Below are 25,021 nucleotides of genomic sequence, written 5' to 3'. Positions count from 1 at the left end.
GCCCGGCACCGCGGCATACAGTTTCGGCCATGGCCCGCTACCTCGACGTCCACCCGGTCGACCCCCAGCCCCGGGCCATCGGGCAGGCGGTCGCCCTGATCCGCGAGGGCGGCCTCGTGGCGTACCCGACGGACTCCGGCTACGCGCTCGGCTGCGCCCTGGGCAACCAGGAGGGCAAGGAGCGGATCCTGCGCATCCGCCACCTCGACGAGCGGCACCACTTCACGCTCGTGTGCCGCGACTTCGCCCAGCTGGGGCAGCTCGCGCACATCGACAACGCGGTGTTCCGGGCGGTCAAGGCTGCGACGCCGGGGCCGTACACCTTCATCCTGCCCGGCACCAAGGAGGTGCCCCGCCGGCTGCTGCACCCCAAGAAGAAGACGGTCGGCGTGCGCATCCCCGACTCACGGGTCGTGCAGGCGCTGCTCGACGAGCTGGGGGAGCCGCTGCTGTCCAGCACCCTGATCCTGCCCGGGCACGAGGAGCCGATGACGGAGGGCTGGGTCGTCAAGGACGAGCTCGACCACCTCGTCGACGCGGTCATCGACTCGGGGGAGTGCGGCACCGAGCCGACCACCGTCGTCGACTACTCCGACGGGACGCCGGTCGTCACCCGGGTCGGCGCGGGGGACCCCACCCCGTTCGAGTGAGCCCGTCGTGGCGAAGTCACGTGCGCAGGAGCTCCCCGGAGGGGCCGAGGAGCTGTTCGCCGGTCATCCCGAGTCGCTCGAGGTGTACCGGGCCGTGCGCGGCGCGGTCGAGGAGCTGGGCGGCGCGCGCGAGCGGGTGACCCGCAGCCAGGTGGCGTGGGCCCGGCGCCGAGGCTTCGCGTACGCCTGGCGGCCGGGCCAGTACGTCCGCAGCACAGTGCCCCTGGTGCTCTCCGTGGCGCTGCCGCGACAGCTGACCCATCCCAGGGTGAAGGAGGTGGCGCACCCCTCGCCGGGGACCTGGATGCACCACCTGGAGCTGTCCGGCGCCGGTGATGTCGACGAGGAGGTGGTGGACCTCTTGCGGCAGGCCGCGGAGGCGGCCGGCCCGCAACAGCCGGGCGCCGCCTCGCCCGCCGCTCCCGGAGCACCGGAGACCGGGGCCTAGGGGGTGGGAGCCGCCGCCGTGGCGCGGTCGCCGAGCAGGTCGATGAGGCGCACCGCGTCGTAGGGCGCACGACCGTCTGCGTCGTTGTCGAAGTAGACGTAGGCGTCCTCACCCGAGGCCGTCCACCGGTGCAGCCGCTCGGCCCAGGACTCCAGCGTGGCGTCGGAGTACCCGCCTCCGTAGAGACGTCTCTCCCCGTGCAGCCGCACGTAGTGGAACGACGCCGTCCCGTCGCCGATGGTGGGGAACCGCCCGGCGGTGTCGGCGTGCACCATGGCCACGTCCTCGTCCCGCAGCAGCGCCCGCGCCTCGTCGGTGTCGAAGGAGGCGTGGCGTGGCTCGAGGGCGTGCCGCACGGGACGGTGCGTCCCGGGCTTGGTGAGGACCCGGTCATCGGTGAGCTTGTCGTCGTGCCGCCGGGCGAGGGCGGCCATGGCCGTCGTCGTGCGGGGGAGCAGGTCGAGGAAGTCCCGGACCAGCGTGGCGTCGAACTCCACCCACTCGGGGAGCTGCCACAGGATCGGGCCCAGGCTCGGCCCGAGCGCCAGCGGCCCCGAGGCGAAGAAGTTCGCCAGCCCCGTCTCCACCCCGCGCAGCCGTTTGAGGTGCGTGACGAAGCGCCCGCCCTTGACCGCCAGCGGGTAGCCGTCGGGCACAGCGCTGCGCCACGCGGCATACGTGCTGGGGCGGCGCAGCGAGTAGAACGAGGCGTTGACCTCGATCGACGTGACCCGTCCGGCGAGGTAGGCCAGCTCGTCGCGCTGGCGCAGGCCCTCGGGGTAGAAGTCGCCGCGCCACCGCGGGTACAGCCACCCGGACGTCCCCACCCAGGCCTGCCCCTGCCGGTCCACCGGCGCTACATCTCCTCGTGCGTGTCGGGGTCGCCGCCGAAGCGTCGCCCGTCGGCCCGCTCGAGGGCGCTGATCGCACCCACCTCGGCCTCGGTGAGCTCGAACCCGAGCACGTCGAGGTTCTCCGCCTGGCGCGCCGGCGTCCCCGACTTCGGCAGCGGCATCGAGCCGAGCTGGACGTGCCAACGCAGCACCACCTGCGCCGGGCTCACGCCGTGGGCCCGGGCCGCCTCGGCGACCGCCGGCTCGTGGAACGGCGTGGGGTTCTTGCCCAGCGGGCTCCAGGCCTGGGTGCGGATCCCCAGCTCCTCGTGGGTCGCCCGCAGCTGCTGCTGGGGGAAGTACGGGTGCAGCTCGACCTGGTTCAGCGCCGGTACGACGCCGGTGTCGTCGATGATGCGCTGGAGGTGCGCCCGGGTGAAGTTGCTGACGCCGATGGTGCGGACCAGGCCGTCGCGCTGGGCCTGGACGAGTGCCTGCCAGGCCTGCGGGTAGAGGTCCCGGCTGGGGTTGGGCCAGTGGATGAGTGCGACGTCGATCTGCTCGACCCCGAGGCGCTGGGCGGAGTCCGCGAGGGAGCGCAGCGCCAGGTCCTTGGCGTGGAACCGGCCGGGCACCTTGGTCGCCAGCCGCACCTCCTCGCGCGGGATGCCGCTGCGGCGCAGGGCCTCACCGACCTCGGCCTCGTTCTCGTAGTTCACCGCGCTGTCGAGGTAGCGGTAGCCGGCCTCGATCGCGCTCGTCATCGCCGCGATGCCCTCCTCCCCGCGCAGGGGGTAGGTGCCGAAGCCGATGAGGGGCACCGTGGTGCCGTCGTTGAGCTGGTAGGTGAGGTCCTGGGTCGCCATGGACACACCGTACGAGCACCGGTCAGGAACGCGACCCGGGAGGGTGCACCAGCAGGCTCGCGGCGGTGGCGAGGTCGTTCGCCCGGGCCACGGTTACGTGCGGCGAGACCGGGGGAGTGTTGTCGGGCCAGCCCGGGCCGCCGATGACGAGGAGCATCGGGTGGTCGATGACGTTGAGCGTCTGCCAGATCGGCTCGTTGCTCGCCCGGGACAGCGACGCCCACAGGAACACCCGGTCCGGGCGCCGGGTGCGCATCACCGAGCTCAGGGCGTGCGTGGGCATGCGCGGCCCGAGGTAGGAGACGCCGAGGCCCTGGCGGGCGAGCTCTGCCTGCAGCGCGAGGAGCGGCAGGTAGTGCTGCTCCTCGTCCGCGCTGGCCAGGATGACGTCCTGGTGGACCCGCTGGGGGCGGCTGGCCGCGATGACGGCCCGCAGCTCGGTGACGAGCATCTCGCTGGCCAGGTGCTCGGACTCCACGCCGAGCGTCCCGCTGCCCCACTGCTCCCCGATCTCGCGCATGGCCGGTGCGAAGACGTCGGTCCACGCGCTCACCAGGTCACGCTCGCGCAGCGTGGACTGGTACAGGCGCGACAGCGACTCGGGGTCGAGCGCCAGCGCCGCGCTGGTGATCGCCGCGACGCGCCCGCGGTCGCCGCCCACGTCGACCGGGTGGTCCTCGGCGGTCTCGATCTGCAGGCGCGTGGTGTCCATGGCGGACGCGACCCGGGCAGCGGACTGCGCCGGGACGCCCTTGTCGATGAAGCGGGACATGACCCGCACCCGGCGGATGTCCTCCTCGGAGTAGCGCCGGTGACCACCAGCGGTGCGCTGGGACGGGCCGACGCCGTAGCGCCGGTCCCACGTGCGCAACGTGGCCGTGGGGATGCCGAGACGGTCGGCCACCCGACCCACCGACCAGTCCAGGTCGGTGGAGGTCGTCGTGTCGGCGGTCGGTTCCGACGCCGGGCGCACGACGGCGTCCGGGTTGCGGTCGGTTCCGGAGGTCACGCGGTACCACTCCTCACAGTTGGCGACCGGTGTCCCTGTCGACGGGTTCCTGTCACCGTCTGCATGGTTCTCCGGGCATGCCCCACTCTAGAACTTATTCGAGGGTCTTGCATAGTGAAGCGGTTTTGCATAAGTTGCTGACACACACCTGAACAGGTTGTGCCAAGATTTTTCCGCACCGACGAAGTTCTCCACCAGCGAACAGGACGGGACACCCAATGGACGTGGGCAACATCAAGCGGCTGCCGAAGCCCCTCATGGACAACTACGACTGGCAGCTGGAGGGGGCGTGCCGGAGCAGCAGCCCGGACCAGTTCTTCTTCGGTGAGGCCGAGCGTGGCAAGCGCCGGATGGCCCGGGAGGCGGCGGCCAAGGCGCTGTGCGCCACGTGCCCGGTCGTGCAGGCGTGCCTGTCGCACGCGCTCAAGGTGCGCGAGCCGTACGGCGTCTGGGGTGGGACCACCCCGGAGGAGCGCGAGGTCATGGTGCGCCGCCAGGCTGCGGTCTGAGCGTCCGGTCACGGACTCACACCCGCTCGAGCAGGACCGCCACCTCGTGGTGGGAGCTCTGCGGGAACATGTCGAAGAGCCGTGCCGAGCGCACGCGCAGGGACGGCATGGCGGCAAGGTCGCGCGAGAGTGTCGTGACGTTGCAGCTGGAGTAGACGACGTGGCGCAGGTCGGGGGAGCGCTCGATCCGCCACGCGAGGTCGGCCCCGATGCCCCGCCGCGGGGGGTTGACGACGAGGACCTCGGGGGAGCCCGGTGTGGTTCCCGCCGGCTCGGAGGGTGTGGAAGCGTCCCGGGCCGGCCCGAGGTCCTGCGTCGCGTCACCCGTCTCGAAGACCGCGATCCCGGGCGCGGCGCCCATCTCCCGCGCGGTGCGGTTGGCGCTGTCGACGGCGGCGGGGGAGACCTCGACCCCGCGGACCGAGCCGACGGCGCCGGCGCGCAGGGCGTGCAGCGCGAAGCCGCCGACCCCGCAGTACAGGTCCCACAGGACCGTGGCGCGCAGGGTGGACACCCAGTCCGTCACCTGGCGGTACAGGCCGGTGGCGACCGTCGTGTTGGTCTGGAAGAAGCTCTGGGGGCGCAGGTGGAGTCCCACGCCGTCCACCCGCATCGTCAGCGAGTCGGCCTGGGTGAGGACGACCTCCTCGGGGCCCTCGAGCACGGCCTTGTGCTCCGGGAGCAGGTTGGCGGTGACGACCGTGGTCCCGGGGAGCGTCGTGCGCAGGTCGTCGAGCGCCTCGCGCAGGCGGGGGAGCTGCCCAGGTGAGCGCAGCACGAAACGGACCATGAGCTCGTCGTCGGGGGAGGCCGTCACCAGGATGTTCTTGAGCTCGCCCGAGCGGCGGCCCACGTCGTACGGCGTCAGGCCGCTGCGGGCGACGACACCCGGTAGCGCCCGGACGGCGGCGGCGAGCGCTGGTTCGTAGAGCCCGCACCGCGTGAGGTCCGCGACACCGCCGCGGCCGTCGAGGATGCCCAGCTCAGGGGCGCCACGGCGCCCGCCGACGACGAGCTTGGCCTTGTTGCGGAAGCCGGACTCCGGCCCGGAGAACGGTTCGAGCCACAGCGCCCCGTCGACGAGTGCGGCCAGTGCCGACCGCACGGACGCGTCCTTGTCGGCGAGCTGCACGGCATACGGGACGCCCATGGACGTGCACGAGCGGCACACCCCGGCATCGAAGTAGTCGCACTGCACCGGAGCAGGGTAGTGGCGACCCCGGCGGTCGTCGGAGCACCCGCTCTCCGAAACGCCGAAATGACATAATGTCGATTATCGGCGCGATATCTCCGTGAACCGTGCACCTTCCCGGCAGGCGCCTAGGCTCGTCACCGTGATCCGCAACCTCGTGCTCATCAGGATGGCTCCCGACGCAGCGGACGCCGACTGGGCGCTGCTGCGTGCCGGGCTCGACGGCGTCGCCTCACTCCGGATGCCGGGCCAGGTGTCGGTGCACGTCGGCCTGGACCTCGGGCTGCGGGCCGGCGGCTGGTCCGCCGCGATCAGCAACGACTGGGCCGACGCCGACGCCTACCGGGCCTACGACGTGGACCACGAGCACATCCGGTATCGCGCCATGATCGTGCAGGCTGCCGCAGAGGTGGCCCGGGTGCAGCTGTCGATCGACGGCTGAGTGCCCGGGGCCGCGCTCGTCGGCTCAGCGGCGGACGCGGCGCAGGGTCGTCGCCTCCACCTCGTACCGGCTGACGGCTCCGGACCCGGCGCGGAAGAACCGTCGCCGCAGCGCGCCCTCGACCTCGACCACGTCGCCGTCGGCCAGGCCGCGCGCGGTCCGGCGCACCCGGGTCGTCCAGCACGCGACGTCGATCGTGTCGACGCTGGCTGCCGCCTTCCGTGGCGCCCGACCCGTCCTCGGGACGACGAGGCGCAGCGACACCACCTCGTCCCCGCTGGGCAGCTCACGCTCCTGGCTGCCGCCGCTCACCCGGCCCACGAGGCGCACCTCGTTGGCCCACTCCCCTGTCTCGATCATGTGTTCGATGGTCCCGTCCGGGCCCGGGACGACACCAGCCGCGGCCGGATCCCCTGTGGACGGGGACCGGCCGCGGCTGGGCCTGTGGACGACTGCTTGGGTCCGTGGACGACTGCTCGAGGCAGCCGGCCGGGGGTCAGGGCAGGTAGTACATCGGGTTCGGCAGCTTGACCGTGCGGTCGGCGTGCCCGCCGATGAGGTCGCTGAACTGGTCGCCGAAGTTGGCCACGACGTCGTACCCGAGGTCGTCCTCGACGTGCTTGCGGACGGTCGACTTGTACTCGATCGTCGTGCAGCTCGGGTACGCCACGCAGTCCGACGTCGTCACCCAGGACGGCGGGGTCGAGCCGCTGACCCACTTGGTGAAGTAGGTCTCCGGCGTGAAGCCCTGGTAGCCGACCTTGGCGAGGTTCGCCAGGGTCGCGTCCTTCTGGGTGTCGTTGCGACCCGTGAGGCCGACGAGGGTGCAGCCGGCCTGAGCGGCCGCGTTGACGAGGTCGACCATGCCGGGCGTCGCCGGGAACCTGCCCTCGTTCACCCAGGGCGCCTGGGCGGCCGGGGTGAAGACGAAGTGCATGTCACCGACCTCCATGTTGTAGCCCCACAGGGTGGTGTCGTCGGCGTCGAGCACGACCGCCGGCTTGCGGCCCTCCTGCGCCTCGGTGGCGCAGGTCTGCAGCAGCCGGGTGCGCTGCTGCTTCTCGATCGTGGCCATCTCGGAGATGTAGCGCGAGGAGGTCGTGGCCGCCGTGCCGGTGCCCTTGGGGTCCCCGTAGTACGCGTAGACGGTCTTCTTGACCGAGTCGATGTTGGGGATGCCCTCACCACCCTGGGTCAGGCCGCTCGAGCCGTCCGGCTCCATGGTGAAGTGCGTCCGCGGTGCGAGCCACGGCTCCTTGACGCCGGGCAGGTCGGGCGACGGCAGGTAGTAGGTCGGGTTCGGCAGCTTGAGCCAGTGGTCGGCGTAGCCGCCCTGGAGGTCGGAGAACTGGTCGCCGACGTTGAGGGCGATGTCGTACCCGAGGTCCTGCTCGATGTGCTTGCGCGTGCCCGCCTTGTACTCGACGGTCGTGCACGTCGTCACGGCCGCGCAGGTGAGGTAGGCCGGCGGCGTCGTGCCGGAGTTGAACTTCGTGAAGTAGCGGTCCGCGGTGAATGCCGTGTACCCGACCTTCGCGAGGTTGCCGAGCGTGTGTGCCTTCTGGCTGTCGCTGCGCCCGGTGAGGCCGAAGACGGTGAAGCCCATGGCCTGGGCGTCGTTGACGAAGTCGACCATGCCTGGCACGGCGGGCATCTTCTCCCCGTCGATCCAGGGCTGCTGGGCCTGGGGGGTGAAGACGAACTTCATGTCCCCCACCTCCATCTGGTACGTCCACAGCGTCGTGTCGTCGGCGTCGAAGACGATGGCCGGCTTCTCGTGGTGGCGCTTGGCATCGGCGAGCAGGCGGGGCAGCTGCTGGCGCTCCCGGGCGAGGATGCCCGCCATCTCGCGCACGTACGGCGAGTCGGTCGGGTTCGCGGCACCGGTGCCCTTGGGGTCGCCGTAGTAGGCGTAGATGGTCTTCTTGACCGAGTCGATGTTGGGGATGCCCTCACCGCTCGTCGTGTAGCCACTGGACCCGTCGTCCTTCATGGTGAAGTGGGTCCGGGGTGAGAGCCGCTGGTCCCGCCGGTCCTGCTGGCCGTGGTGGTCGTCGGTGCCGTGGGCGCTGGCGGGGGCCGCCACGCAGACAGCGGCTGCGGTGAGTGCCAGGGTCGCGACGCCGGCGACCACCGCCCCTCGCCGGGTGCGGGGTGCGGTCGGGCCGACCCCTTCGTGGTGGATGGGTCGACTCATGTCACGAGCTCCTGACGGTCGTGCGGAGAGGGTGAACGCGGGAGGCTACGCAACCCCCTGACGTGCGCGGAAGTGACATCTGTCATGGGTGGCACACTCGCCCCATGGCACCCGCTCCCCCGCTCCCCTCCCCTGCCGGCGACCTCCTGCGTCCCCTGAGGGAGGAGGACGTCCCGGCCGTGCTGCACCTCAACGCCACGCACGTCGAGCTGCTGTCCCCCCTCGACGAGGCGAGGCTGCAGCGGCTGGTCGGGTGGAGCGAGCGCGCCGACGTCATCACGGCCGACGAGCAGGTGGCCGGGTTCGTCCTCACCTTCGGCCCGGGCAGCGCCTACGACTCGGAGAACTACCGCTGGTTCGCGCAGCGCTACGGCGACGGCTTCCTCTACCTCGACCGGATCGTCGTCGACGACAGGTTCCGCCGCCGCGGCCTGGCCTCGCAGGTCTACGACCTCGTGGAGGCGCGGGCGGCGGACTCCGGACGGCTGGCGCTCGAGGTGAACGTCGACCCGCCGAACGAGCCGTCCCTGGCGTTCCACCGGGCACGCGGCTTCGTCGAGGTCGGGACCCTTGGGCCGCGGGGCCACCAGGTCGCGCTGATGGTCAAGGAGCTCGCGCCCGGGCAGGAGTGACCGACCGGTCGACCCCCACTCGACCAAACGCAGGAGACGCGATCCGTGCAGGTCGGGCTAGGGTCCTGCACGATGGCAGTTCGTCCGCCGGCGGGTCCGGCGGCGGGGGTGGAGACAGGACGAGTCGTGGCGCGGTTGGGTGGACGCGCCGGCCTCGCGGCAGCAGCACTTGCGGCCGTGGCGCTGGCAGGGGTGGGACCGGCACACGCCGTGCCGGCAGCCTCATCGACACCGTTGGTCACACCAGCCACACCCACCACTGCTCCGCCCGGTCCCACGACGGGACCGAGCGGGGCGACCGGCACCGTGTCGACGCCGGGGTCGGGGCCGACGGTGGGGACGGGTGGCGTCAGCGGGAGGGCCGGAGCGACCCCCGGCGCCGCGGGCGAACGGACCCTCAGCGCCGCCGACGTCGCGGCCCAGGTCGCGAGGGCGGACGCACTGACCGCGGACCTCGGCCGCAGCAACGCCGGCATCGCGGCGGCGGCCGAGAAGCTGTCGCGCCTGGCGGTCCAGGCCAACGCCCTGCTGCAGCAGTACTCCGAGGCCAGCACGCAGGAGCGCGCCGCCCGCGCGGAATCCGCGCGGGACGTCGCGCTGTACCAGCGCCTGAGCAGCCAGATGGGCGAGGACCGCCGGGCCCTCGCGCAGTGGGCCTACCTCGCGTATGCCGGTACCGGCGGCACGATCACGGACGTGGGCGCGCTGCTCGACACCCTGGGCAAGCCGCCGGCCGAGGCCAGCGACAGCGCCGCGCAGCTGTCGTACCTGAGCGACCTGAGGGCGGGGGCGTTCGCGCGCGTACAGGACCAGACCGAGCTGCAGCGGTCGGCAGCCGTGCGTGCGGTCGAGGCCAGCACGCGGGCCACCGAGGCCGCCGCAGCCGCGAAGGCCGCCAAGGACCAGCTCGACGTGGTCATCGCCGAGCAGAGGTCGCAGCTCGAGACCACGAGGGCCCTGCACGCGGAGCAGGTCTCGACGGCAGGGCCCGTCGCCGGCCTGCTCCTGGGCAGCGGCGACCCGGTCGCGGTCGAGGCGTTCCGGCGCCTGCGCAAGGCCCTGGTCGTCCCCGGGGTGTCGGCGGACGGCTCGGTGAAGCCATGCAGCACCAACGAGACCGACTACCCCAACGGGCAGATCCCCGCGGCCGGCCTGTGCCCGCTCGTGGGTGACCCCAGCCAGAGCCTGCGACCGAGCGCGGCCGCGGCCTTCAACCAGATGAGCCTCGCGTACCAGAAGGACACCGGGAAGCCGCTGTGCATCACGGACTCCTACCGCTCGTACGCCGAGCAGGTGGCGGTCAAGGCAAGTCGCGGCAAGTGGGCGGCCGAGCCCGGTACGAGCGAGCACGGTCGCGGTCTCGCGGTCGACCTGTGCGGCGGGGTCGAGGACTTCGGCAACCCCGCCCACCTGTGGATGGTGCAGAACGCACCCCTCTACGGCTGGTTCCACCCGAACTGGGCCGAGCCGCAGGGCGCGTTGCCCGAGCCGTGGCACTGGGAGTTCGCCGGCTGACCCCGGGGAGCGACGCGCCCCCCGGGGTTTGGGTACCAATACGCATGGTCGCGCCGACCCGCTGTGCCACCCTTCACGCATGACGACACAGGCGTCCGCCCCGGACGCGCTCTACGCGGACACCGACCGGTACAAGCGCCCCTGGTACTGGTACGACTGGGCCAACTCCGCGTTCGTCACCACGGTCGGCACGGTGCTGTTCGGGCCGTACCTGACCACCGTCGCGAAGAAGGCTGCCTGCCCCGACCAGGACACCGACCTCAGGTGCGCCGTGAACCTGCACGTCGTCCCCGCTGCCGCCCACCTGCCGGGCTGGGTCTGGCGGGGAGGGCTGGCCCTGACGGTGCTGGGCCTGCTGCTCCTGGTCGCCGGTGTCGCCCAGCTCGTGCGCGACCGCCCCGCTCCCCTGCCGTTCGGCATCTCCCTCGGCGCCGTCGGCGTGGGCTCGGTCCTGCTGGTCCTGACCGCTCCGCTGGACCCCGGCTCGGTGGCGTCCTACACGGTGACCCTGTCGACCATCCTGTCCGCCGTCCTGCTCGTGCTCGTCGGGGCCATCGCCGACCGGACGCCGCGCCCCGCCCGGCTCCTCGGCGCGTTCGCCTGGACCGGCGCGGTGGCCGCGTCCCTGCTGTTCTTCCTCAACGGCCAGAACTGGCGCTTCGGCGCCGGGATGATGATCCTCGCCACCATCGCCCTCGGGTCCTCGCTCGTCGTCTACGACGCCATCCTGTGCCGCATCGCCAGCCCCGACGACCGTGACGAGGTCTCGTCCAAGGGCTGGGCCCTGGGGTACCTCGGCGGCGGGCTGCTGCTCGCCCTGAACCTGCTGGTCGTCTCGGCGCCAGGCCTCATCGGCGTGGACAAGGGCACGGCCGTGCGGATCAGCCTGATGTCGGCCGGCTTGTGGTGGGGCGTGTTCACGATCATCCCCGTCAAGGGCCTGTGGGACCTGCGGGGCGCCGGGATCCGCGGCAACGACGCCCCGACGGCGGGCATCGTGCGGGGCAGCTGGGTGCAGCTCGGCCACACGTTCCGCGACATGCGGGCCTTCCCGCAGACGCTGCTGTTCCTGGCGGCCTACCTGTTCTTCAACGACGGCATCCAGACCGTCATCACCTCGAGCAGCCTCTACGGCGCCGAGCAGCTCGAGTTCGAGCAGAGCCAGCTGATCGCCCTGATCCTCCTGGTGCAGTTCGTCGCCTTCGGCGGAGCGCTGCTCTTCGGCCGGCTGGCGCGCCGCCACGGCGCGTGGCGGACCGTCCTGGGGTCGCTCGTCGCCTGGTCGCTGATCGTCGTGGCCGCCTTCTTCCTCCCGGCCAGGGCGTTCGTCCCGTTCCTCGTCCTCGGGATCCTCATCGGCATCGTCCTGGGCGGCAGCCAGGCCCTGAGCCGGTCCCTGTTCAGCCAGCTGGTGCCGAAGGCGCGGGAGGCGGAGTTCTTCGCCTTCTACCAGGCGATGGAGCGCGGGACGTCGTGGTTCGGGACGCTGCTGTTCGGCCTCGTCCACCAGCTGACCGGCTCCTACCGCCCGGCGATCGTGGCGCTCATCGTCTTCTTCGTGGCCGGGTTCGTGCTCCTGCGCCGGGTCGACGTGCGCCAGGGAATCCTCGACGCCGGCAACGAGGTGCCCCAGGTCGTGTGATCTGCGTCACAGCAGCCAACGTCCCGACCTCGCAGTCCGTCCTCAGGGGTAGACGCAGCCGGAACATTCGGCCGATCCGCGGCGTTGACGACAACGAATCCCGGGAGCCCCGACCGAATCCGAGCGGGCAGGGACACCATACGTTGGGAGAACCCCTCATGGCAGAACGCACCCTCCGCGGCAGCCGGATGGTCTCGCACAGCCTGGAGACCGACGAGCACGTCGTGCCGAGCGAACGGCAGATCACCGCGTACGTGTGCCCGCAGGGGCACCGCACCGAGCTCCCCTTCTCGATCGAGGCCGAGATCCCGCCCACCTGGGAGTGCCGGTGCGGCGAGGAGGCCCGGCTGGTCGACGGCCCGGAGCCCGAGCACAAGCCGGTCAAGCACCAGCGGACCCACTGGGACATGCTCCTGGAGCGCCGCAGCATCCCCGAGCTCGAGGAGCTGCTCGAGGAGCGGCTGACGCTGCTGCGCGAGTCGCGTGGCGAGAAGCCGCGCCGCAAGCGCACCGCCTGACACGCACCACGAAGGCCGCGTCCCCGCCCGGGGCGCGGCCTTCGCCGTGTGTACGCGGCCTCCGCCGGGCCGGGCTCAGAGCACCTGGCCCTCGATGACGTCCGGCGGCCCTCCGCCGCGACCGCGGCCGCCGAAGAAGCCGCGAAGCACGCGGCGCGCCACCACCGCCTCGAGCGCCCGCCGGGCGAGTGGCCGGGTCACCGGCAGGATGAGGAAGAAGCCGACGACGTCGGTGAGGAAGCCCGGCGACAGCAGCAGCGTGCCCCCGACCAGGACGAGGGCCGCGTCAGCGAGCTGGCGGCTCGGCATCTGTCCGGTGTTCAGCGCGGTGACCAGGGCCCGCCATGCCCGGGCACCCTCCCGGCGGACCAGCCACGCGCCCAGCGCGGACTCCAGCAGCAGCAGGACCAGGGTCTGCCAGCCGCCGATGACCTTGCCCACGGCGATGATCGTCGCGATCTCCAGGATCGGGACGACCAGCAGCAGCACGAACACCACGGCGAGCCACCGCGGGCGGCGGCGGCGTCCGCGCGCAGCCGGTCCTACAGCTGGTGCCACGTGGCCTCCCTGCGGCGCAGCCGGCGCAGCTGGTCGGCCCGGTGGTGCACTCCCCACACGGTGATGCGCTGCAGCGACTCGCGCATGATGTCCCCGCTCATCTTGGAGTCGCCCACCTCGCGCTCGACGAAGGTGATGGGCACCTCGACGACCCGCATGCCGAGCAGGACCGCCCGGCGGGTGAGGTCGGTCTGGAACGAGTAGCCCTGCGAGGCCACGTCGTGCAGGCCGATCTTGCGCAGGGCGTCAGCGGTGTAGACGCGGTAACCGGCGGTCGCGTCGTTGACCGGCATGCCGAGCAGCACCCGGATGTACAGGTTGCCGCCCACCGACAGCGCCTTGCGGTGCAGCGGCCAGTTGACGACCGACCCGCCCCGCACCCAGCGGGACCCGATGACCAGGTCGGCGCCGTCTTGCACGGCGGAGAGGAGGGCCGGCAGCTGCTCGGGCTGGTGGGAGCCGTCGGCGTCCATCTCCACGACGGCGTCGTAGCCACGCTCGAGCGCCCAGGCGAACCCGGCGAGGTAGGCGCGGCCCAGGCCCTCCTTGCCGGCCCGGTGCAGCACGTGCACGAGCGGGTCGGCGGCCGCGAGCTCGTCGGCCACCTGGCCGGTGCCGTCGGGCGAGTTGTCGTCCAGGACGAGGATCTCGGCGGAGGGGACGGCGGCGCGCAGCCTGCGGACCACGACCGGCAGGTTCTCGCGCTCGTTGTAGGTGGGGATGCACACCAGCACCCGCTCGATCGTGCGGTCAGACAACGACGCGTTCCCTCTCGTGGTCGGCCGGCTCGGACGGGCCGGCGGCAGTGCGCCCGACCCTAGCGTTCCGGCGACCCAGCGACAGTCCCAACCCCAGCAGGAGCAGGGTGGCAAGCCCCGCGGCATACTCCGGCAGCGGTCCGATGCGGTCGGACGGGGTGACCTCCGTGCGCACGACCGGCGAGCCGTACCGGGCCGCCTGCGTGAACAACGAGGTCTTGTCGACGTACGTTCCGTCGGGGGCGATGAAGCCGCTCACGCCGACGGTGGACACGTGGACGATGGAGCGGCCGTGCTCGATCGCGCGGATCCGGCTGATCGCGAACTGCTGCTCGGACTCGGCGGTGAACCCGAAGGTCGCGTTGTTGGTCTGCACGGCCAGGACGCTGTCGCGTTTGCCCGGCTGCAGGGTCGAGTCCCGCATCAGGCCGTCGTAGGCGACCTCGAAGCAGATCGTCGGGACGATCCAGTACGGGCGGCTCCCGCTGACCGGGACCTCGAACGCGCCGGGTCGGTCCCCCTTGGTGAAGTCGCGGGCGACCAGGTCGACCTTGTCGCTGAAGTTCCGGAAGAACGAGCGGTACGGGATGTACTCGGCGAACGGGACCGGGTGCTGCTTGACGTACCGCTGGGGCGCGCCCCCGCCGGGGCGGTAGAAGAGCGAGGCGTTGGAGACGTACCGGCCGGGGCCGTCGAGGACCGCCCCGACGAGGACCGGAGCCCTGGCCGTCGCCACGGCCAGCCGGATGTCGGCGGCGGCGTCGAGGTTCTCCAGCGGGTCGATGTCGGAGGAGTTCTCCGGCCAGACGACCAGGGTCGGCGGGGTCGCCTCGTGGGCTGTGGCGCGCACGGTCGCCTGCACGTGGTTGTCGAGCACCTTGCGGCGCTCGGCGTTGAAGTCCAGGCCGGCCTTCGGGACGTTGCCCTGCACGAACAGGACCGAGACCCGGCGGCCGTCCGTGGGCGGCGTGGTGGCCACGGCTGCCACCGCGGGCGCCGCGGCAGCGAGCACCAGGAGCGCGGGGAGCCACCGCCCGGCGCGGGGGCCGCGGTGGCGCGGGCGGCCGAGCCGGTGGGTCAGCTCGCGGCCGAGGACGTGCAGGAGCACCCCGACGCAGGCGACCGCGAAGGTCAGCCCCGGCGCGCCGGCATACCGCGCGAAGGGCGCCAGCGGGCTGTCCGCCTGGCTGAACGCGAGCCTGGCCCAGGGGAAGCCGCCGAACGGAGTGGTCCCCCGCGACCACTCCTGGAGCACCCAGGCGAGCGGGACGACGGCGTAGGCCAGCGGCCGCCAGCGGGTGCCGAGCAGGGGCCGCTGGACGGCCGCGGTGAGCAGGCACATGGCGCCGAGGTACAGCGACTCCAGGACGGCGAGGGCGACCCAGGGCAGGTTGCCGACGTACACGCCGGTCCACGACAGGGTCGGCAGGAAGAAGCCGAGGCCGTGCGCCAGCCCGACCAGGGCGGCGAGCCGCCACCGCGCGCCGAGCACGGCTGCCGACAGCAGCGCCACCCCCACGGGGGCGAGCCACCAGTGGTCCGAGGTCGGGAAGGCCTGCGCCGTGAGCAGGCCCGACAGGACGGCGGCGAGGACCCGGGCCAGGGCGCGGGCACGACGGACGGTCGACGGCACGCCACCACGGTAGGACACGGCACGGCCCGCGCCGCCGTTGGGACCAGCAGGGGGCTGGCTGGGTGCCATCCCCACGCTGTTGTCTACTGAGCGCGCGGGCCGTGTCGTCGTCCACCACCGCGGCGAGGCGGGGTGTCAGCTCGGGTGGGCATGTGGTGCTGGCGGGCGGTGACTGCGCGCGCTCGTCACCGTGCATCACGTCCCCGTGCCCGGTGCTGGATCCCCCTGTCGCGGTCGTTGCGGTGAAACAACCGAGGGCCAACATACCCTCGCCACCTGCCGTGTCAAGCCACCTGACGGAAGCCCGTCAGCCCTTCGCCGCAGGTCATGCGGGCGCGCCAATTTGCTTGTGCTGCAGAGGATCTCCGTAAAGACTCCGTCAACTCGGCGTGTCGCGCGACGACACGCCGACCACGGTGTCCGAGGAGTGGTCAGGACGCGCGGGGCGGGACCACCACGACGCCGCGGGCGGTCGTCGCGACGACCGGCGGGTCCAGCACGTCGGCCGCGGACTCGCCCCGCTCGGGCGCCCCGCGTCCCACCACCCGGACCTCGAACTCCATCTCACGGCTGCGGGTGCCGGCCCGGACCAGCCGGGCCTCGATCTCGATGACGTCGCCGGCGCGGACCGGTGCCTTGAACTGGACGTCGGAGTAGCTCGCGAACAGGCCCTCGTCACCGTCGGTGCGGATGCACATCTCGGTGGCGACGTCCCCGAAGGCGGCGAGGGAGTACGCCCCGTCGACGAGGTTGCCCGCGTAGTGGGCGTGCGAGTACGGGACGTAGCGGCGGTGGGTGACGGTCGTGCCGACCTCGGGGCTGGTCATCGCTTCTCCTTGGGCTGGGCGAGGGCGTGCACGAGGTAGCTGGCCACCTCGCCGGGGGTGGTGCCGCGGCCGAAGATGCGGTCGACGCCGAGGCGCTGGGCCGACCCCTCCTCGAACCGGGGACCGCCGACCACGAGCAGGGGCACCTGCCCGGCCGGGTAGGCCTCGCGGAACGCGGCGCTCATCGCCGTCGTGTTGTGGATGTGGGCGTCCTTCTGGGTGACGACCTGGCTCACCATGACGGCGTCGGCCTTCTCCGCCCGGGCCCGCTCCACGAGCTCGGGCACGAGGACCTGGGCGCCGAGGTTCACCACCTTGATCTCGCGGTAGTACTCCAGGCCCTTCTCCCCCGCGAAGCCCTTGATGTTGAGGATCGCGTCGATGCCGACCGTGTGGGCGTCGGTGCCGATGCAGGCGCCGACGACGACGAGCTTGCGCCGCAGCCGGGACTTGATCGCCGCGTTGACCTCCTTGGGGCTCAGCAGCGGGAACTCGCGCTCGACCACCTCGACCTCGCGCAGGTCGACGAGGTGCTTCACGCTGCCGTAGACGACGAAGAAGGTGAAGTCGGGGCCCATCGCCTTGGCGTGCACGAGCAGAGCCGGCTCGAGGCCCATCTTCGCGGCCAGCTGCAGCGCGGCGCCCTCGGCCCGCTTGTCGTGCGGGACGGGCAGCGTGAAGGACACCTGCACCATGCCGTCGCCGGTGGTGTCGCCGTAGGGCCGGACGATGTCGGGGGTGCGGCGGGTGGCGCCGCCGGCGGTGGGGGTGCTCACGTGGTCTCCCCCGTCTCGAGCAGGGTCACGGCCGGGTTGTCGTAGCCCTCGGCCCGGCGCACCACGCCGTCCAGGCCCTTGCCCGCGGTCGCCGGCCGCTTCATGAGGCCGAACGTGCCGTCGGCGATCGCGGCCAGCAGCGGCGGGTCCCCGGCGGTGTCGCTGTCGTGGACGATCGCGTCGAGCAGGTCGACGGCCTCCCCCAGGACCTGCCGGGCGCGCGTCTGGATGAAGCCGTCCCGCGGCGGGTGGAAGTCCTCGGTGAGCCCGCCGGCCGCGTTGAGCACGTAGCGCACGTTCTGCAGGGCGAGGTCGCGGTCGGACAGGAACGGCGTCACCACGGCCTCGGTCATCATGCCGACGAGCAGGATGCCCTGGCCGGTCATGGCGCCCACGAGGTTGAAGAACCCGTCGAGCAGGTAGCCGCGGAACACGTCGCCGGTCATGTGCTTGGTCGGCGGCATCCACTTCAGCGGCGCGTCCGGGAAGAGCTGGCGGGCGAGCAGCGCGTGCGCGAGCTCCATCCGGAAGCTGTCGGGCAGGTCCGGGTTGATCTCGAACGCGTGTCCGAGGCCGAGCTGCCAGTCCTCGAGCCCGGCCTCCTTGGCGAAGTACTCGTTGAGCAGCTGGCTGACGGTGACGGTGTGCGCGGCCTCGACGGCGTCGGCGGTGGTGAGGTAGTTGTCCTCGCCGGTGTTGATGATGATGCCGGCGCGGGCGTGTATCTGGCGGCTGAACCGCTGGTCGACGAAGGTGCGGACCGGGTTGATGTCGCGGAAGAGGATGCCGTACATCGAGTCGTTGAGCATCATGTCGAGCCGCTCGAGCCCCGCCAGGGTGGCGATCTCGGGCATGCACAGCCCGGACGCGTAGTTGGTGAGCCGGATGTAGCGGCCGAGCTCCTTGGACGTCTCGTCCAGGGCCGCGCGCATGAGGCGGAAGTTCTCCTGGGTGGCGTACGTGCCGGCATACCCCTCGCGGGTGGCGCCCTCGGGCACGTAGTCGAGCAGGGACTGCCCGGTCGAGCGGATCACGGCGATGATGTCGGCGCCCTCGCGCGCGGCCGCCTGGGCCTGCGGTATGTCCTCGTAGATGTCGCCGGTGGCGACGATGAGGTAGATCCACGGCCGCTGCTCGGGGTCGCCGTGGCGTCGGATGAGCCGGTCGCGGGCGGCCCGCTGCCGGTCGATGGTGCGTATGCCGCGTGCGACGGCCGAGCGCGCCGCCTTCTGCGCGCGGGTGGCGTCGCGGCCCTCCGGGAGCCGGAAGGTGACCGAACCGCTGGCCGACTTCTGCGCGAGCGTCAGCAGGTCCTCGGCCTCCCCGCGGCGCAGGGCGTCGAAGACGGGGGTCGTGACGCCGTGCTCGAGGCCGACGTCCGCACCCACCCGGTCGACCAGGTGGTTGACCCACGGCACGCGCTCGTGGTCGGCGCCGGCGAGTCCCGCCAGGCGCAGGGTCGCTCGCTCCACCGACACGGTGGTGTGCTCCTGGGCCATCCGGACGACCGGTCGGCCGGCCTTGCGGGCCAACGAGCGGGCCTTCCGGACGGTGGCGGGATCGAGGTCGAGGACAGGCTTGACACGGGAGGACACACGCCGAATCTAGCAGTGGAGAGCAGGATTTCCGGTCATGGTGGGTTGGAGCCGCAAATCCTCTGGCGCTCCGCACCTCCAGGTCGCCAATTCAGGCGGCCGCGGCGATGCTGGGCGTGACGCCGCACCGCGCGGCGGGGACGGGAGGCGGTCGTGCCGAAGACGACGAGGTCGGGCCGGGCGAAGGACAGCGAGCTGCCGAGCACGCTGCAGCGCTCGGACCAGAAGGCCAAGGACACCTACGCGCAGACGTACGACTCGGCGGCGGAGCAGTACGACAGCGAGGAGCGGGCCCAGCGCACGGCGTACGCGGCGTTGAAGCACACCCACGAGAAGGTCGGCGACCACTGGGAGCCGAAGGAGGAGCACGGCCCGTCCGACGCCCACGCCGAGCAGGGCTACGGCTCGTCCGCGCCGACGGCGGGTGGCGTCGACGCCAACGCCACCAAGGAGCACCTGCTCGAGCTCGCCCGTCGGCTCGATGTCCGGGGTCGTTCCCGGATGACCAAGGCGGAGCTGGTCGAGGCGCTGCAGAAGGCCAACGACCGGGCCTCCGCCCAGGCCCGCGGGAACTAGGAGGGCAGCCGCTCGAGGACGCGCTCGGCGAGAGCGACCGCGGCCACGCCGTCGTCAGCGGTGACCCTGGCCGCCGCCCCGGTGAGGGCGGCGTCCCTCAGCTCGCGGGCCTGACGCAGGTAGGGGTCCTCGCCCTCGACCGGTTCGTCGCTGCTCGCCCCGTCCGCCGACGTGTCGTGGGCGGTCGAGCCCCGGGAGCCGGTGACGGCGTATGCCGTCGCGAACGGCGTGCCCAGCGGCCCCCAGGTGGCCTCGACGGTCGTCGTGACACCCGATTCGTGCGCCAGGACCGCGCGGACGGACCGCTGCCGGGGGTCGAGGGCCTGGGCCGTCACGGCGCGGACCGGCCCGAAGAGCCACAGCGCCTGGTCGAGGTCGTGCAGCATCAGGTCGAGCACCACTCCCCCGGACCGGGCGCCGTCGTGGAACCAGGTGTCGTCCGGTGGGGCCTGGACCTGCCGGGTGAACCGCGCGTGCTCCACGATGCCGAGGACCCCGGTGGACACCCGGGCCCAGAGCGCCTCGTAGGCGGGGAACCAGCGCACGACGTGGGCGGGCAGGAGCGGCACCCCCGCCTGTCGGGCCGCGTCCACGAGCGCCTGCGCGCCGTGCGCCGTGCGGGCGAGCGGCTTCTCGCAGATGACGGGTAGGCGGGCTGCCACGGCGGCCAGCACGACCTCCTCGTGGGTGTCGGTGGGCGAGCACACGTCGACCAGGTCGCTCGTCGCGAGCAGCGCGTCGAGGTCGGCGGCCACCGCCGTGCCGTGGCGCTCGGCGAACTCCGTCGGCGGGCGACGGGAGTGGACGAGGACATCCGCGCCGAGCTCCTGCCAGGCCCGCACGTGGGGCACGGCGATGGCGCCCGCACCCACGACGCCGACCCGCACCGGGTCAGCCCGCGGTCGAGGGAGTGAGGGCCCCGGTGTCGTGCACGACGCGCCCCCGGACCGACGTGCGCAGGCAGACCGGCAGCGGTGCGCCCGGCGAGAGGTCCGGCAGCCCGGGGGTGCCGGACCGGGGATCCGTGGACCAGGTCTGGATCCGGTCGTCGGGGGCCTGGACGACGAGGTCGCCCACCTGCCAGACCGCGAACGTCGCCGGCAGGCCCAGGTCGAGGTAGCCGCGGTCGTCGAAGCCGGCGGCCCGCCACCCGCCGCGGGTGTGCGCGAGGAACGCCGAGCGGGCCGAGACCCGCTGGGACTCGTCGTGGTGGTTGACGCAGGCGCGCACGGCCTCCCACGGCGCGAACGGGGTGACCGGCGAGTCGGACCCCAGCGCGAGGGTCATGCCGGCGGCCATCATCCAGGCGAACGGGTTCATCGGGCCGGCGTCGCCCTCACCCCGGCCGTGGACGCGGTCGGCGCCCAGCCGCGCGGCATACATGCCGGAGTCCCCGCCCCAGAAGGCGTCGAACGCAGGCTGGACCGAGGCCGAGACGCCGAGGCGGGCCAGCCGCTCGATGCCGTCCCGCGAGACCATCTCGAGGTGCTCGAGGCGGTGCCGGGCGCGGGCCACGACCGGTGCCCCCACGAGCTCGGCCGCCGCCTCGAAGCCGGCCACGGCGGTGTCGACGCCGGCGTCGCCGATGACGTGGAAACCGGCCTGCAGCCCGGCGAGGGAGCAGGCGGCGACGTGGTCGCGGACCTGCTCGACGGTGAGGTAGGCGTTGCCGGTGTGCCCCTCGCGGTCGGCATAGGGCCGGCGCAGGTGCGCGGTGCGCGAGCCGACGGACCCGTCGATGTTGAGGTCGCCGGCGAGCCCGTGCGCGCCGCGGAGGGCGGCCACGTCGCGGGCCTCCTGCTCGTCGGACACGAGCTGGGCCCAGTAGCCGATCGTCTGCGGGCCGTCGCCGCGCTCCCCCGCCGCCAGCACCTCGGCGAAGTCGTCGGTGCCCGACAGGGTGCGGCCGCCGTTCTCGTGGACCAGGCCGATGCCGGCCGCGGCGGCGGTCCGCAGTGCCAGGTCGATGTCCGCCTGCCGCTGGGCCGGGGTGACCGCGGCGTTGAAGGCCTCGCGGGCGGCGTGGTGGGCGTCGCGGGTGACGAGGCCCTCGCCCTCCCAGCCGGGCAGGTCGCGGGCACCGGACGCGGTCGCCAGCGCCGAGGAGATGACGGCCGAGTGGCCGTCGACCCGGGGGCTGTAGACGACGCCGCCGTAGGTGGCCCGGTCGAGCTCGGCGCCGGTGTGCGGGCGGCCGTCGGCCCAGTTGCCCTGGTCCCAGTTGGGGGCGTAGACCGGACGCCCACGCTCGCGTCGGGCGGCGTCCTCGATCCGGCTCAGGGCCTCGGCCACGCTGCGGGCGGTCCCGAGGTCCACCCCGCGCAGGCCCGCACCCGTCTGCGACACGTGGGCGTGCGCGTCGACGAACGCGGGCGTGACGAGCGCCCCGTCGAGCTCGACGACTTCGTCGACGGCGCCGGCGTGCACGGCCGCCGCGTCGTCGCCGCCGATCCAGGCGATGGTGCCGGTCGCGTCGTCGACGACCATCGCGTTCGCGAAGGGGTCGATGGGGGTGTAGACGAATCCGCCGCGGTACAGGGTGGTCACGGTCCGCACCCTATGCGCCGGGGGCTACCGGCCGTCCCGCTCCCCCAGCACCTCGAGGCAGGCGCGGGCGATCTCCAGCTCCTCGTTCGTCGGGACGACCATGCCGACGACCCGGCTCTGGGGCGTGGTGACGACCCGCTCGGCCGGACCGTCGTCGTTGGCGGCGGTGTCCAGCTCGACGCCCAGGACGTCGAGCCGGCCGAGGACAGCCCCGCGCACGGCGGCGCTGTGCTCGCCGATGCCGCCGGTGAAGACGATCGCGTCCACCCGGCCGAGGGCCGCGGCATACGCCCCGACGTACTTGCGCAGCCGGTACGTCATGACGTCGAAGGCCAGGGCGGCGTCGGCGTCGCCGGACCCCCGGCGCTGCTCGACCTCCCGCAGGTCCGCGATGCCGGTGAGCCCCTTCAGCCCGCTCTCGTGGTTGAGCGCCCTGTCGTATGCCGTCGCGTCCAGGCCCGCGGCGCGGGACAGGTAGGCGCCCAGGGCCGGGTCGAGGTCGCCGGGCCGGGTGCCCATGACCAGGCCCTCGAGCGGCGAGAGCCCCATCGACGTGTCGACGCTGCGCCCGCCCTCGACGGCGCACGCGCTCGCGCCGTTGCCGAGGTGGAGCACGACGAGGTTGGTGTCGTCCGGCTCCCTCCCGAGGACCTCGCAGGCGCGCCGCGAGACGAACGCGAACGACGTCCCGTGGAAGCCGTAGCGGCGCACCCGGTGCCGCTCGCGCCACTCGCGCGGCACGGCATACGTGTGGGCGTGCGGCGGCAGCGTCTGGTGGAAGGCGGTGTCGAACACGGCGACCTGCGGCAGGTCCGGGAAGGCGCGGAGTGCCGTCTCGATGCCCTCGAGGTTGGCGGGGTTGTGCAGGGGGGCCAACGGCGCCAGGTCGCGGACCGCCTGCAGCACGTGGTCGTCGACGAGGACGGGCTCGCTGAACCGGGCACCCCCGTGGACGACGCGGTGGCCGATGGCGACGGGGGGCTCGGCGTCGAGGTCCGGGCCGTGGTCCCGCAGCGCCTGCTGCGCGGCTGCGAGGGCGGCGGCGTGGTCGGGCACGGACACGTCCTGCTCGTGCGTCCCGTCACCGGTGGTGTGCCGCAGGTGGCCCTCGCCGCCGATCCGCTCGACGAGGCCGGTCGCGGCCGTCTCGCCGCTGGCCCCGTCGACGACCTGGTACTTCAGGGACGAGGAGCCGGCGTTGAGGACCAGGACCCGGTTGCCGGCCATCAGTCGCCGGCCTGGATCGCGGTGATGGCGATGGTGTTGACGATGTCGCGCACGAGGGCACCTCGGGACAGGTCGTTGACCGGGCGGTTGAGGCCCTGCAGGACCGGCCCGATGGCGACGGCCGACGCGCTGCGCTGGACGGCCTTGTAGGTGTTGTTGCCGGTGTTGAGGTCGGGGAAGACGAGCACGGTGGCGCGTCCCGCGACCGTGCTGCCCTCGAGCTTGGTGGCGGCCACGTGGGGGTCGACGGCGGCGTCGTACTGGATCGGCCCCTCGACGAGCAGGTCGGGCTCGCGCTCGCGCACCAGTGCCGTCGCGGCCCGCACCTTCTCGACGTCGGCTCCGGTGCCGGACCCGCCGGTGGAGTACGACAGCATCGCCACCCGCGGTTCGATGCCGAAGCGCTGGGCGGTGCTGGCCGAGGAGATCGCGATGTCGGCGAGCTGCTCTGCGGTCGGGTCGGGGTTCACCGCGCAGTCGCCGTAGACGAGCACCCGGTCCGCCAGGCACATGAGGAACACGCTGGAGACGATGTGGACGCCGGGGGCGGTCCGCACGACCTCGAGCGCGGGGCGGATCGTGTGGGCGGTGGTCGTGACCGAGCCGGAGACCATGCCGTCGGCCAGCCCGTCGTGGACCATCATCGTGCCGAAGTAGGCGCCGTCGGCGACGAGGTCGAGTGCCTGGTCGAGGGTGACGCCCTTGTGGGCGCGCAGGGCGGCGTACTCGCGGGCGAAGCGCACGCGCCACGGACTCGTCAGGGGGTCGACCACGTCGACGCCGGTGAGGTCGACGCCCGCGGCACGCGCGGCCTCGTGCACGTCGTCCGGGTCGCCCAGCAGCGTGATGCGCGCGATGCCGGCGCTGCGGACCCGCTCGGTGGCGAGCAGGATGCGCGGCTCGGTCCCCTCGGGCAGGACGATGTGCGCCCCGGTCGCCCGGGCCCGCTCGACGAGCTGGTGCTCGAACATGAGCGGCGTGACGGCCCCCTCGCCGTCGCCGGGGTGGGCGGGCAGGGCGGGCCAGTCCTCGGGCCCGAAGGCCTCGTCGACGAGGGCGACGGCCGCCTCGATCTTGCGGGTCGCGTCGGCGGTGATCCGGCCCCGCGCCTGGCCGAGGGCGGTGGCGGTCGTCATGGTCCCGCCCTCGCTCGCGATGACGGGCAGGCGCACGTCGAGGCCCTCGATGAGGCGGCGCACCTGCGGGGTCAGGGCGAACCCTCCGTTGAGGACCAGTCCCGACAGCGAGGGGAAGGTGCTGGAGCGGTGGGCGAGCAGGGTGCCCAGCACGACGTCCTCCCGGTCCCCGGGGACGATGACGACGCCGCCCTCGATGAGGCGGTCGAGCACGTGCGGCATGGTCATGGCGGCCACGACGAGGCCGAGGCACTCGCGGTCCAGCAGGCCGTCGTCTCCGTGCACGACGGTGCCCCTGCACGCCTCGAGCAGGTCGCGGACGGTGGGCGCGCGCAGCAGCGGCGTCTCGGGCAGGACGTGCACCGAGGCAGGCGCGACGCGCCGGCCCAGCACCTCGGCGGTCCGCGCCAGCCGGTCGCGCGGCACCTGGTTGGCGACGACCCCCGCCACGTGCGCGTGCTGCTCACGGGCGGCGGTGATGGCGAGCTCGGCGGTGGTGGCGACGTCCTCGGGGTCGCGTCCGACCGCGGGCTCGACGAGCAGCATGCGCGCACCGAGGTTCGCCGCGATGCGCGCGTTCACGGCGAACTCGGTCGGGGCGGCCACGTCGGTGAAGTCGGATCCCACGACGAGCACCGTGTCGTGGTCGCGCGCCACCTCGTGGAACCGGTCGACGATCGTGCTCATCGCCCGGTCGGGGTCGGCGTGCACCTCGTCGTAGGTGACCCCGCAGGCGCGCTCCGCCGTCGTGGTGGTCGACGGGAGCAGCGAGAGCAGCGTCTCCACGAGCACGTCGGCCTCGCCCGCGCGGACCACGGGCCGGTAGACCGTGACCCGGCCGGCGCGCCGGGCGAGCCGGTGCAGCAGGCCGACGGCCACGGCGGACTTGCCCGACCGCGCCTCCGTCCCGGCGAGGTAGATGCTGCTCGGCATGC

The 25,021-nt window shown here is 72.9% G+C and carries 25 protein-coding genes; 9 read left to right on the top strand and 16 right to left on the bottom strand.

The window, feature by feature from the left end; all coding sequences use genetic code 11:
* Positions 1-29 precede the first annotated feature (29 nt).
* Positions 30-650 carry an L-threonylcarbamoyladenylate synthase gene (locus ACFUC1_RS08065; protein WP_379118439.1) on the top strand — a complete coding sequence of 207 codons (621 nt, stop codon included), beginning with the start codon at positions 30-32 and terminating at the stop codon, positions 648-650.
* A 7-nt stretch (positions 651-657) separates the two neighbouring features.
* A complete protein-coding gene (locus tag ACFUC1_RS08060) occupies positions 658-1,098 on the top strand; it encodes a DUF5655 domain-containing protein (RefSeq protein ID WP_379118437.1) in 441 nt (146 codons plus the stop codon).
* Here the strand turns inward: ACFUC1_RS08060 and ACFUC1_RS08055 are convergent.
* From ACFUC1_RS08055 to ACFUC1_RS08045, 3 genes are read right to left on the bottom strand one after another with little or no spacing between them, the layout of a single operon-like run.
* Positions 1,095-1,949 carry a DUF72 domain-containing protein gene (locus ACFUC1_RS08055; RefSeq protein ID WP_379118435.1) on the bottom strand — a complete coding sequence of 285 codons (855 nt, stop codon included), beginning with the start codon at positions 1,947-1,949 and terminating at the stop codon, positions 1,095-1,097. The two genes, ACFUC1_RS08060 and ACFUC1_RS08055, sit on opposite strands and share 4 nt — an antisense overlap.
* Positions 1,950-1,954: 5 nt before the next feature.
* Positions 1,955-2,797, bottom strand: a complete 843-nt coding sequence (locus ACFUC1_RS08050) for an aldo/keto reductase (protein ID WP_379118433.1) — start codon at positions 2,795-2,797, stop codon at positions 1,955-1,957.
* A gap of 22 nt (positions 2,798-2,819) precedes the next feature.
* The gene (locus ACFUC1_RS08045) at positions 2,820-3,806 is read right to left on the bottom strand and encodes a MerR family transcriptional regulator (protein ID WP_379118431.1); all 987 of its coding nucleotides are present in this window, start codon (positions 3,804-3,806) and stop codon (positions 2,820-2,822) included.
* A 218-nt stretch (positions 3,807-4,024) separates the two neighbouring features.
* Here ACFUC1_RS08045 and ACFUC1_RS08040 point away from each other — a divergent pair, with 218 nt between their 5' ends.
* Complete coding sequence (locus ACFUC1_RS08040) at positions 4,025-4,315, top strand: WhiB family transcriptional regulator (protein WP_379118429.1); 291 nt, start codon at positions 4,025-4,027, stop codon at positions 4,313-4,315.
* A gap of 16 nt (positions 4,316-4,331) precedes the next feature.
* Here the strand turns inward: ACFUC1_RS08040 and ACFUC1_RS08035 are convergent, their stop codons facing one another.
* Positions 4,332-5,513: a methyltransferase domain-containing protein gene (locus tag ACFUC1_RS08035; RefSeq protein ID WP_379118427.1), complete on the bottom strand. Its 1,182-nt coding sequence runs from the start codon at positions 5,511-5,513 to the stop codon at positions 4,332-4,334.
* Positions 5,514-5,649: 136 nt separating this feature from the next.
* Here ACFUC1_RS08035 and ACFUC1_RS08030 point away from each other — a divergent pair, with 136 nt between their 5' ends.
* Positions 5,650-5,949 carry a hypothetical protein gene (locus ACFUC1_RS08030; RefSeq protein ID WP_379118425.1) on the top strand — a complete coding sequence of 100 codons (300 nt, stop codon included), beginning with the start codon at positions 5,650-5,652 and terminating at the stop codon, positions 5,947-5,949.
* Between the two features lie 24 nt (positions 5,950-5,973).
* Here ACFUC1_RS08030 and ACFUC1_RS08025 read toward each other — a convergent pair whose 3' ends face one another.
* Both ACFUC1_RS08025 and ACFUC1_RS08020 read right to left on the bottom strand, forming a co-directional pair.
* Positions 5,974-6,309, bottom strand: coding sequence for a single-stranded DNA-binding protein (locus ACFUC1_RS08025; RefSeq protein ID WP_379118423.1), 336 nt, complete (start codon positions 6,307-6,309; stop codon positions 5,974-5,976).
* 136 nt (positions 6,310-6,445) lie between these two features.
* Positions 6,446-8,146, bottom strand: a complete 1,701-nt coding sequence (locus ACFUC1_RS08020; protein ID WP_379118421.1) for an HAD family acid phosphatase — start codon at positions 8,144-8,146, stop codon at positions 6,446-6,448.
* Positions 8,147-8,250: 104 nt separating this feature from the next.
* On the opposite strand from ACFUC1_RS08020, the gene ACFUC1_RS08015 reads away from it, so the two are divergent.
* From ACFUC1_RS08015 to ACFUC1_RS08000, 4 genes are all read left to right on the top strand, one after another.
* Complete coding sequence (locus tag ACFUC1_RS08015) at positions 8,251-8,778, top strand: GNAT family N-acetyltransferase (protein ID WP_379118419.1); 528 nt, start codon at positions 8,251-8,253, stop codon at positions 8,776-8,778.
* Between the two features lie 333 nt (positions 8,779-9,111).
* Entirely contained in the window at positions 9,112-10,293 is a 1,182-nt protein-coding gene (locus ACFUC1_RS08010; RefSeq protein WP_379118417.1) for a D-alanyl-D-alanine carboxypeptidase family protein, read from the top strand.
* A gap of 79 nt (positions 10,294-10,372) precedes the next feature.
* Entirely contained in the window at positions 10,373-11,935 is a 1,563-nt protein-coding gene (locus tag ACFUC1_RS08005; RefSeq protein ID WP_379118415.1) for an MFS transporter, read from the top strand.
* A gap of 158 nt (positions 11,936-12,093) precedes the next feature.
* Complete coding sequence (locus ACFUC1_RS08000; protein ID WP_316008812.1) at positions 12,094-12,453, top strand: RNA polymerase-binding protein RbpA; 360 nt, start codon at positions 12,094-12,096, stop codon at positions 12,451-12,453.
* A gap of 75 nt (positions 12,454-12,528) precedes the next feature.
* Here the strand turns inward: ACFUC1_RS08000 and ACFUC1_RS07995 are convergent, their stop codons facing one another.
* From ACFUC1_RS07995 to ACFUC1_RS07970, 6 genes are all read right to left on the bottom strand, one after another.
* Positions 12,529-13,011, bottom strand: a complete 483-nt coding sequence (locus ACFUC1_RS07995; RefSeq protein ID WP_379118413.1) for an FxsA family protein — start codon at positions 13,009-13,011, stop codon at positions 12,529-12,531.
* On the bottom strand, positions 12,996-13,769 hold the full coding sequence (locus tag ACFUC1_RS07990) for a polyprenol monophosphomannose synthase (RefSeq protein ID WP_379118411.1): 774 nt from the start codon (positions 13,767-13,769) through the stop codon (positions 12,996-12,998). Before ACFUC1_RS07990 ends, ACFUC1_RS07995 begins: the two co-directional genes overlap by 16 nt.
* Positions 13,762-15,402 carry an apolipoprotein N-acyltransferase gene (gene lnt / locus ACFUC1_RS07985; RefSeq protein WP_379118409.1) on the bottom strand — a complete coding sequence of 547 codons (1,641 nt, stop codon included), beginning with the start codon at positions 15,400-15,402 and terminating at the stop codon, positions 13,762-13,764. The genes ACFUC1_RS07990 and lnt overlap by 8 nt, the downstream gene beginning before the upstream one ends.
* A 431-nt stretch (positions 15,403-15,833) precedes the next feature.
* On the bottom strand, positions 15,834-16,229 hold the full coding sequence (locus ACFUC1_RS07980) for a hotdog domain-containing protein (protein ID WP_379118407.1): 396 nt from the start codon (positions 16,227-16,229) through the stop codon (positions 15,834-15,836).
* Positions 16,226-17,005, bottom strand: coding sequence for an OAM dimerization domain-containing protein (locus ACFUC1_RS07975; RefSeq protein ID WP_379118405.1), 780 nt, complete (start codon positions 17,003-17,005; stop codon positions 16,226-16,228). Before ACFUC1_RS07975 ends, ACFUC1_RS07980 begins: the two co-directional genes overlap by 4 nt.
* Positions 17,002-18,600 carry a lysine 5,6-aminomutase subunit alpha gene (locus ACFUC1_RS07970; RefSeq protein WP_379118403.1) on the bottom strand — a complete coding sequence of 533 codons (1,599 nt, stop codon included), beginning with the start codon at positions 18,598-18,600 and terminating at the stop codon, positions 17,002-17,004. Before ACFUC1_RS07970 ends, ACFUC1_RS07975 begins: the two co-directional genes overlap by 4 nt.
* Positions 18,601-18,753: 153 nt before the next feature.
* On the opposite strand from ACFUC1_RS07970, the gene ACFUC1_RS07965 reads away from it, so the two are divergent.
* Positions 18,754-19,176 carry a ChaB family protein gene (locus ACFUC1_RS07965; RefSeq protein WP_379118401.1) on the top strand — a complete coding sequence of 141 codons (423 nt, stop codon included), beginning with the start codon at positions 18,754-18,756 and terminating at the stop codon, positions 19,174-19,176.
* Here the strand turns inward: ACFUC1_RS07965 and ACFUC1_RS07960 are convergent.
* From ACFUC1_RS07960 to pta, 4 genes are read right to left on the bottom strand one after another with little or no spacing between them, the layout of a single operon-like run.
* Positions 19,173-20,063 (bottom strand): Gfo/Idh/MocA family protein, encoded by an 891-nt coding sequence (locus ACFUC1_RS07960; protein WP_379118399.1) that lies wholly within the window; start codon positions 20,061-20,063, stop codon positions 19,173-19,175. The two genes, ACFUC1_RS07965 and ACFUC1_RS07960, sit on opposite strands and share 4 nt — an antisense overlap.
* 4 nt (positions 20,064-20,067) lie before the next feature.
* On the bottom strand, positions 20,068-21,723 hold the full coding sequence (locus ACFUC1_RS07955; RefSeq protein ID WP_379118397.1) for an amidohydrolase: 1,656 nt from the start codon (positions 21,721-21,723) through the stop codon (positions 20,068-20,070).
* Between the two features lie 24 nt (positions 21,724-21,747).
* On the bottom strand, positions 21,748-22,950 hold the full coding sequence (locus tag ACFUC1_RS07950) for an acetate/propionate family kinase (RefSeq protein WP_379118395.1): 1,203 nt from the start codon (positions 22,948-22,950) through the stop codon (positions 21,748-21,750).
* Complete coding sequence (pta, locus tag ACFUC1_RS07945) at positions 22,950-25,019, bottom strand: phosphate acetyltransferase (protein WP_379118393.1); 2,070 nt, start codon at positions 25,017-25,019, stop codon at positions 22,950-22,952. Before pta ends, ACFUC1_RS07950 begins: the two co-directional genes overlap by 1 nt.
* Positions 25,020-25,021: the final 2 nt, after the last annotated feature.

Origin of the sequence: Pedococcus sp. NPDC057267, assembly GCF_042668795.1 — a bacterium.
In the GTDB taxonomy this organism is placed as follows: Bacteria; Actinomycetota; Actinomycetes; order Actinomycetales; family Dermatophilaceae; genus Pedococcus.
This window is presented reverse-complemented; position numbering and strand designations above follow the sequence as displayed.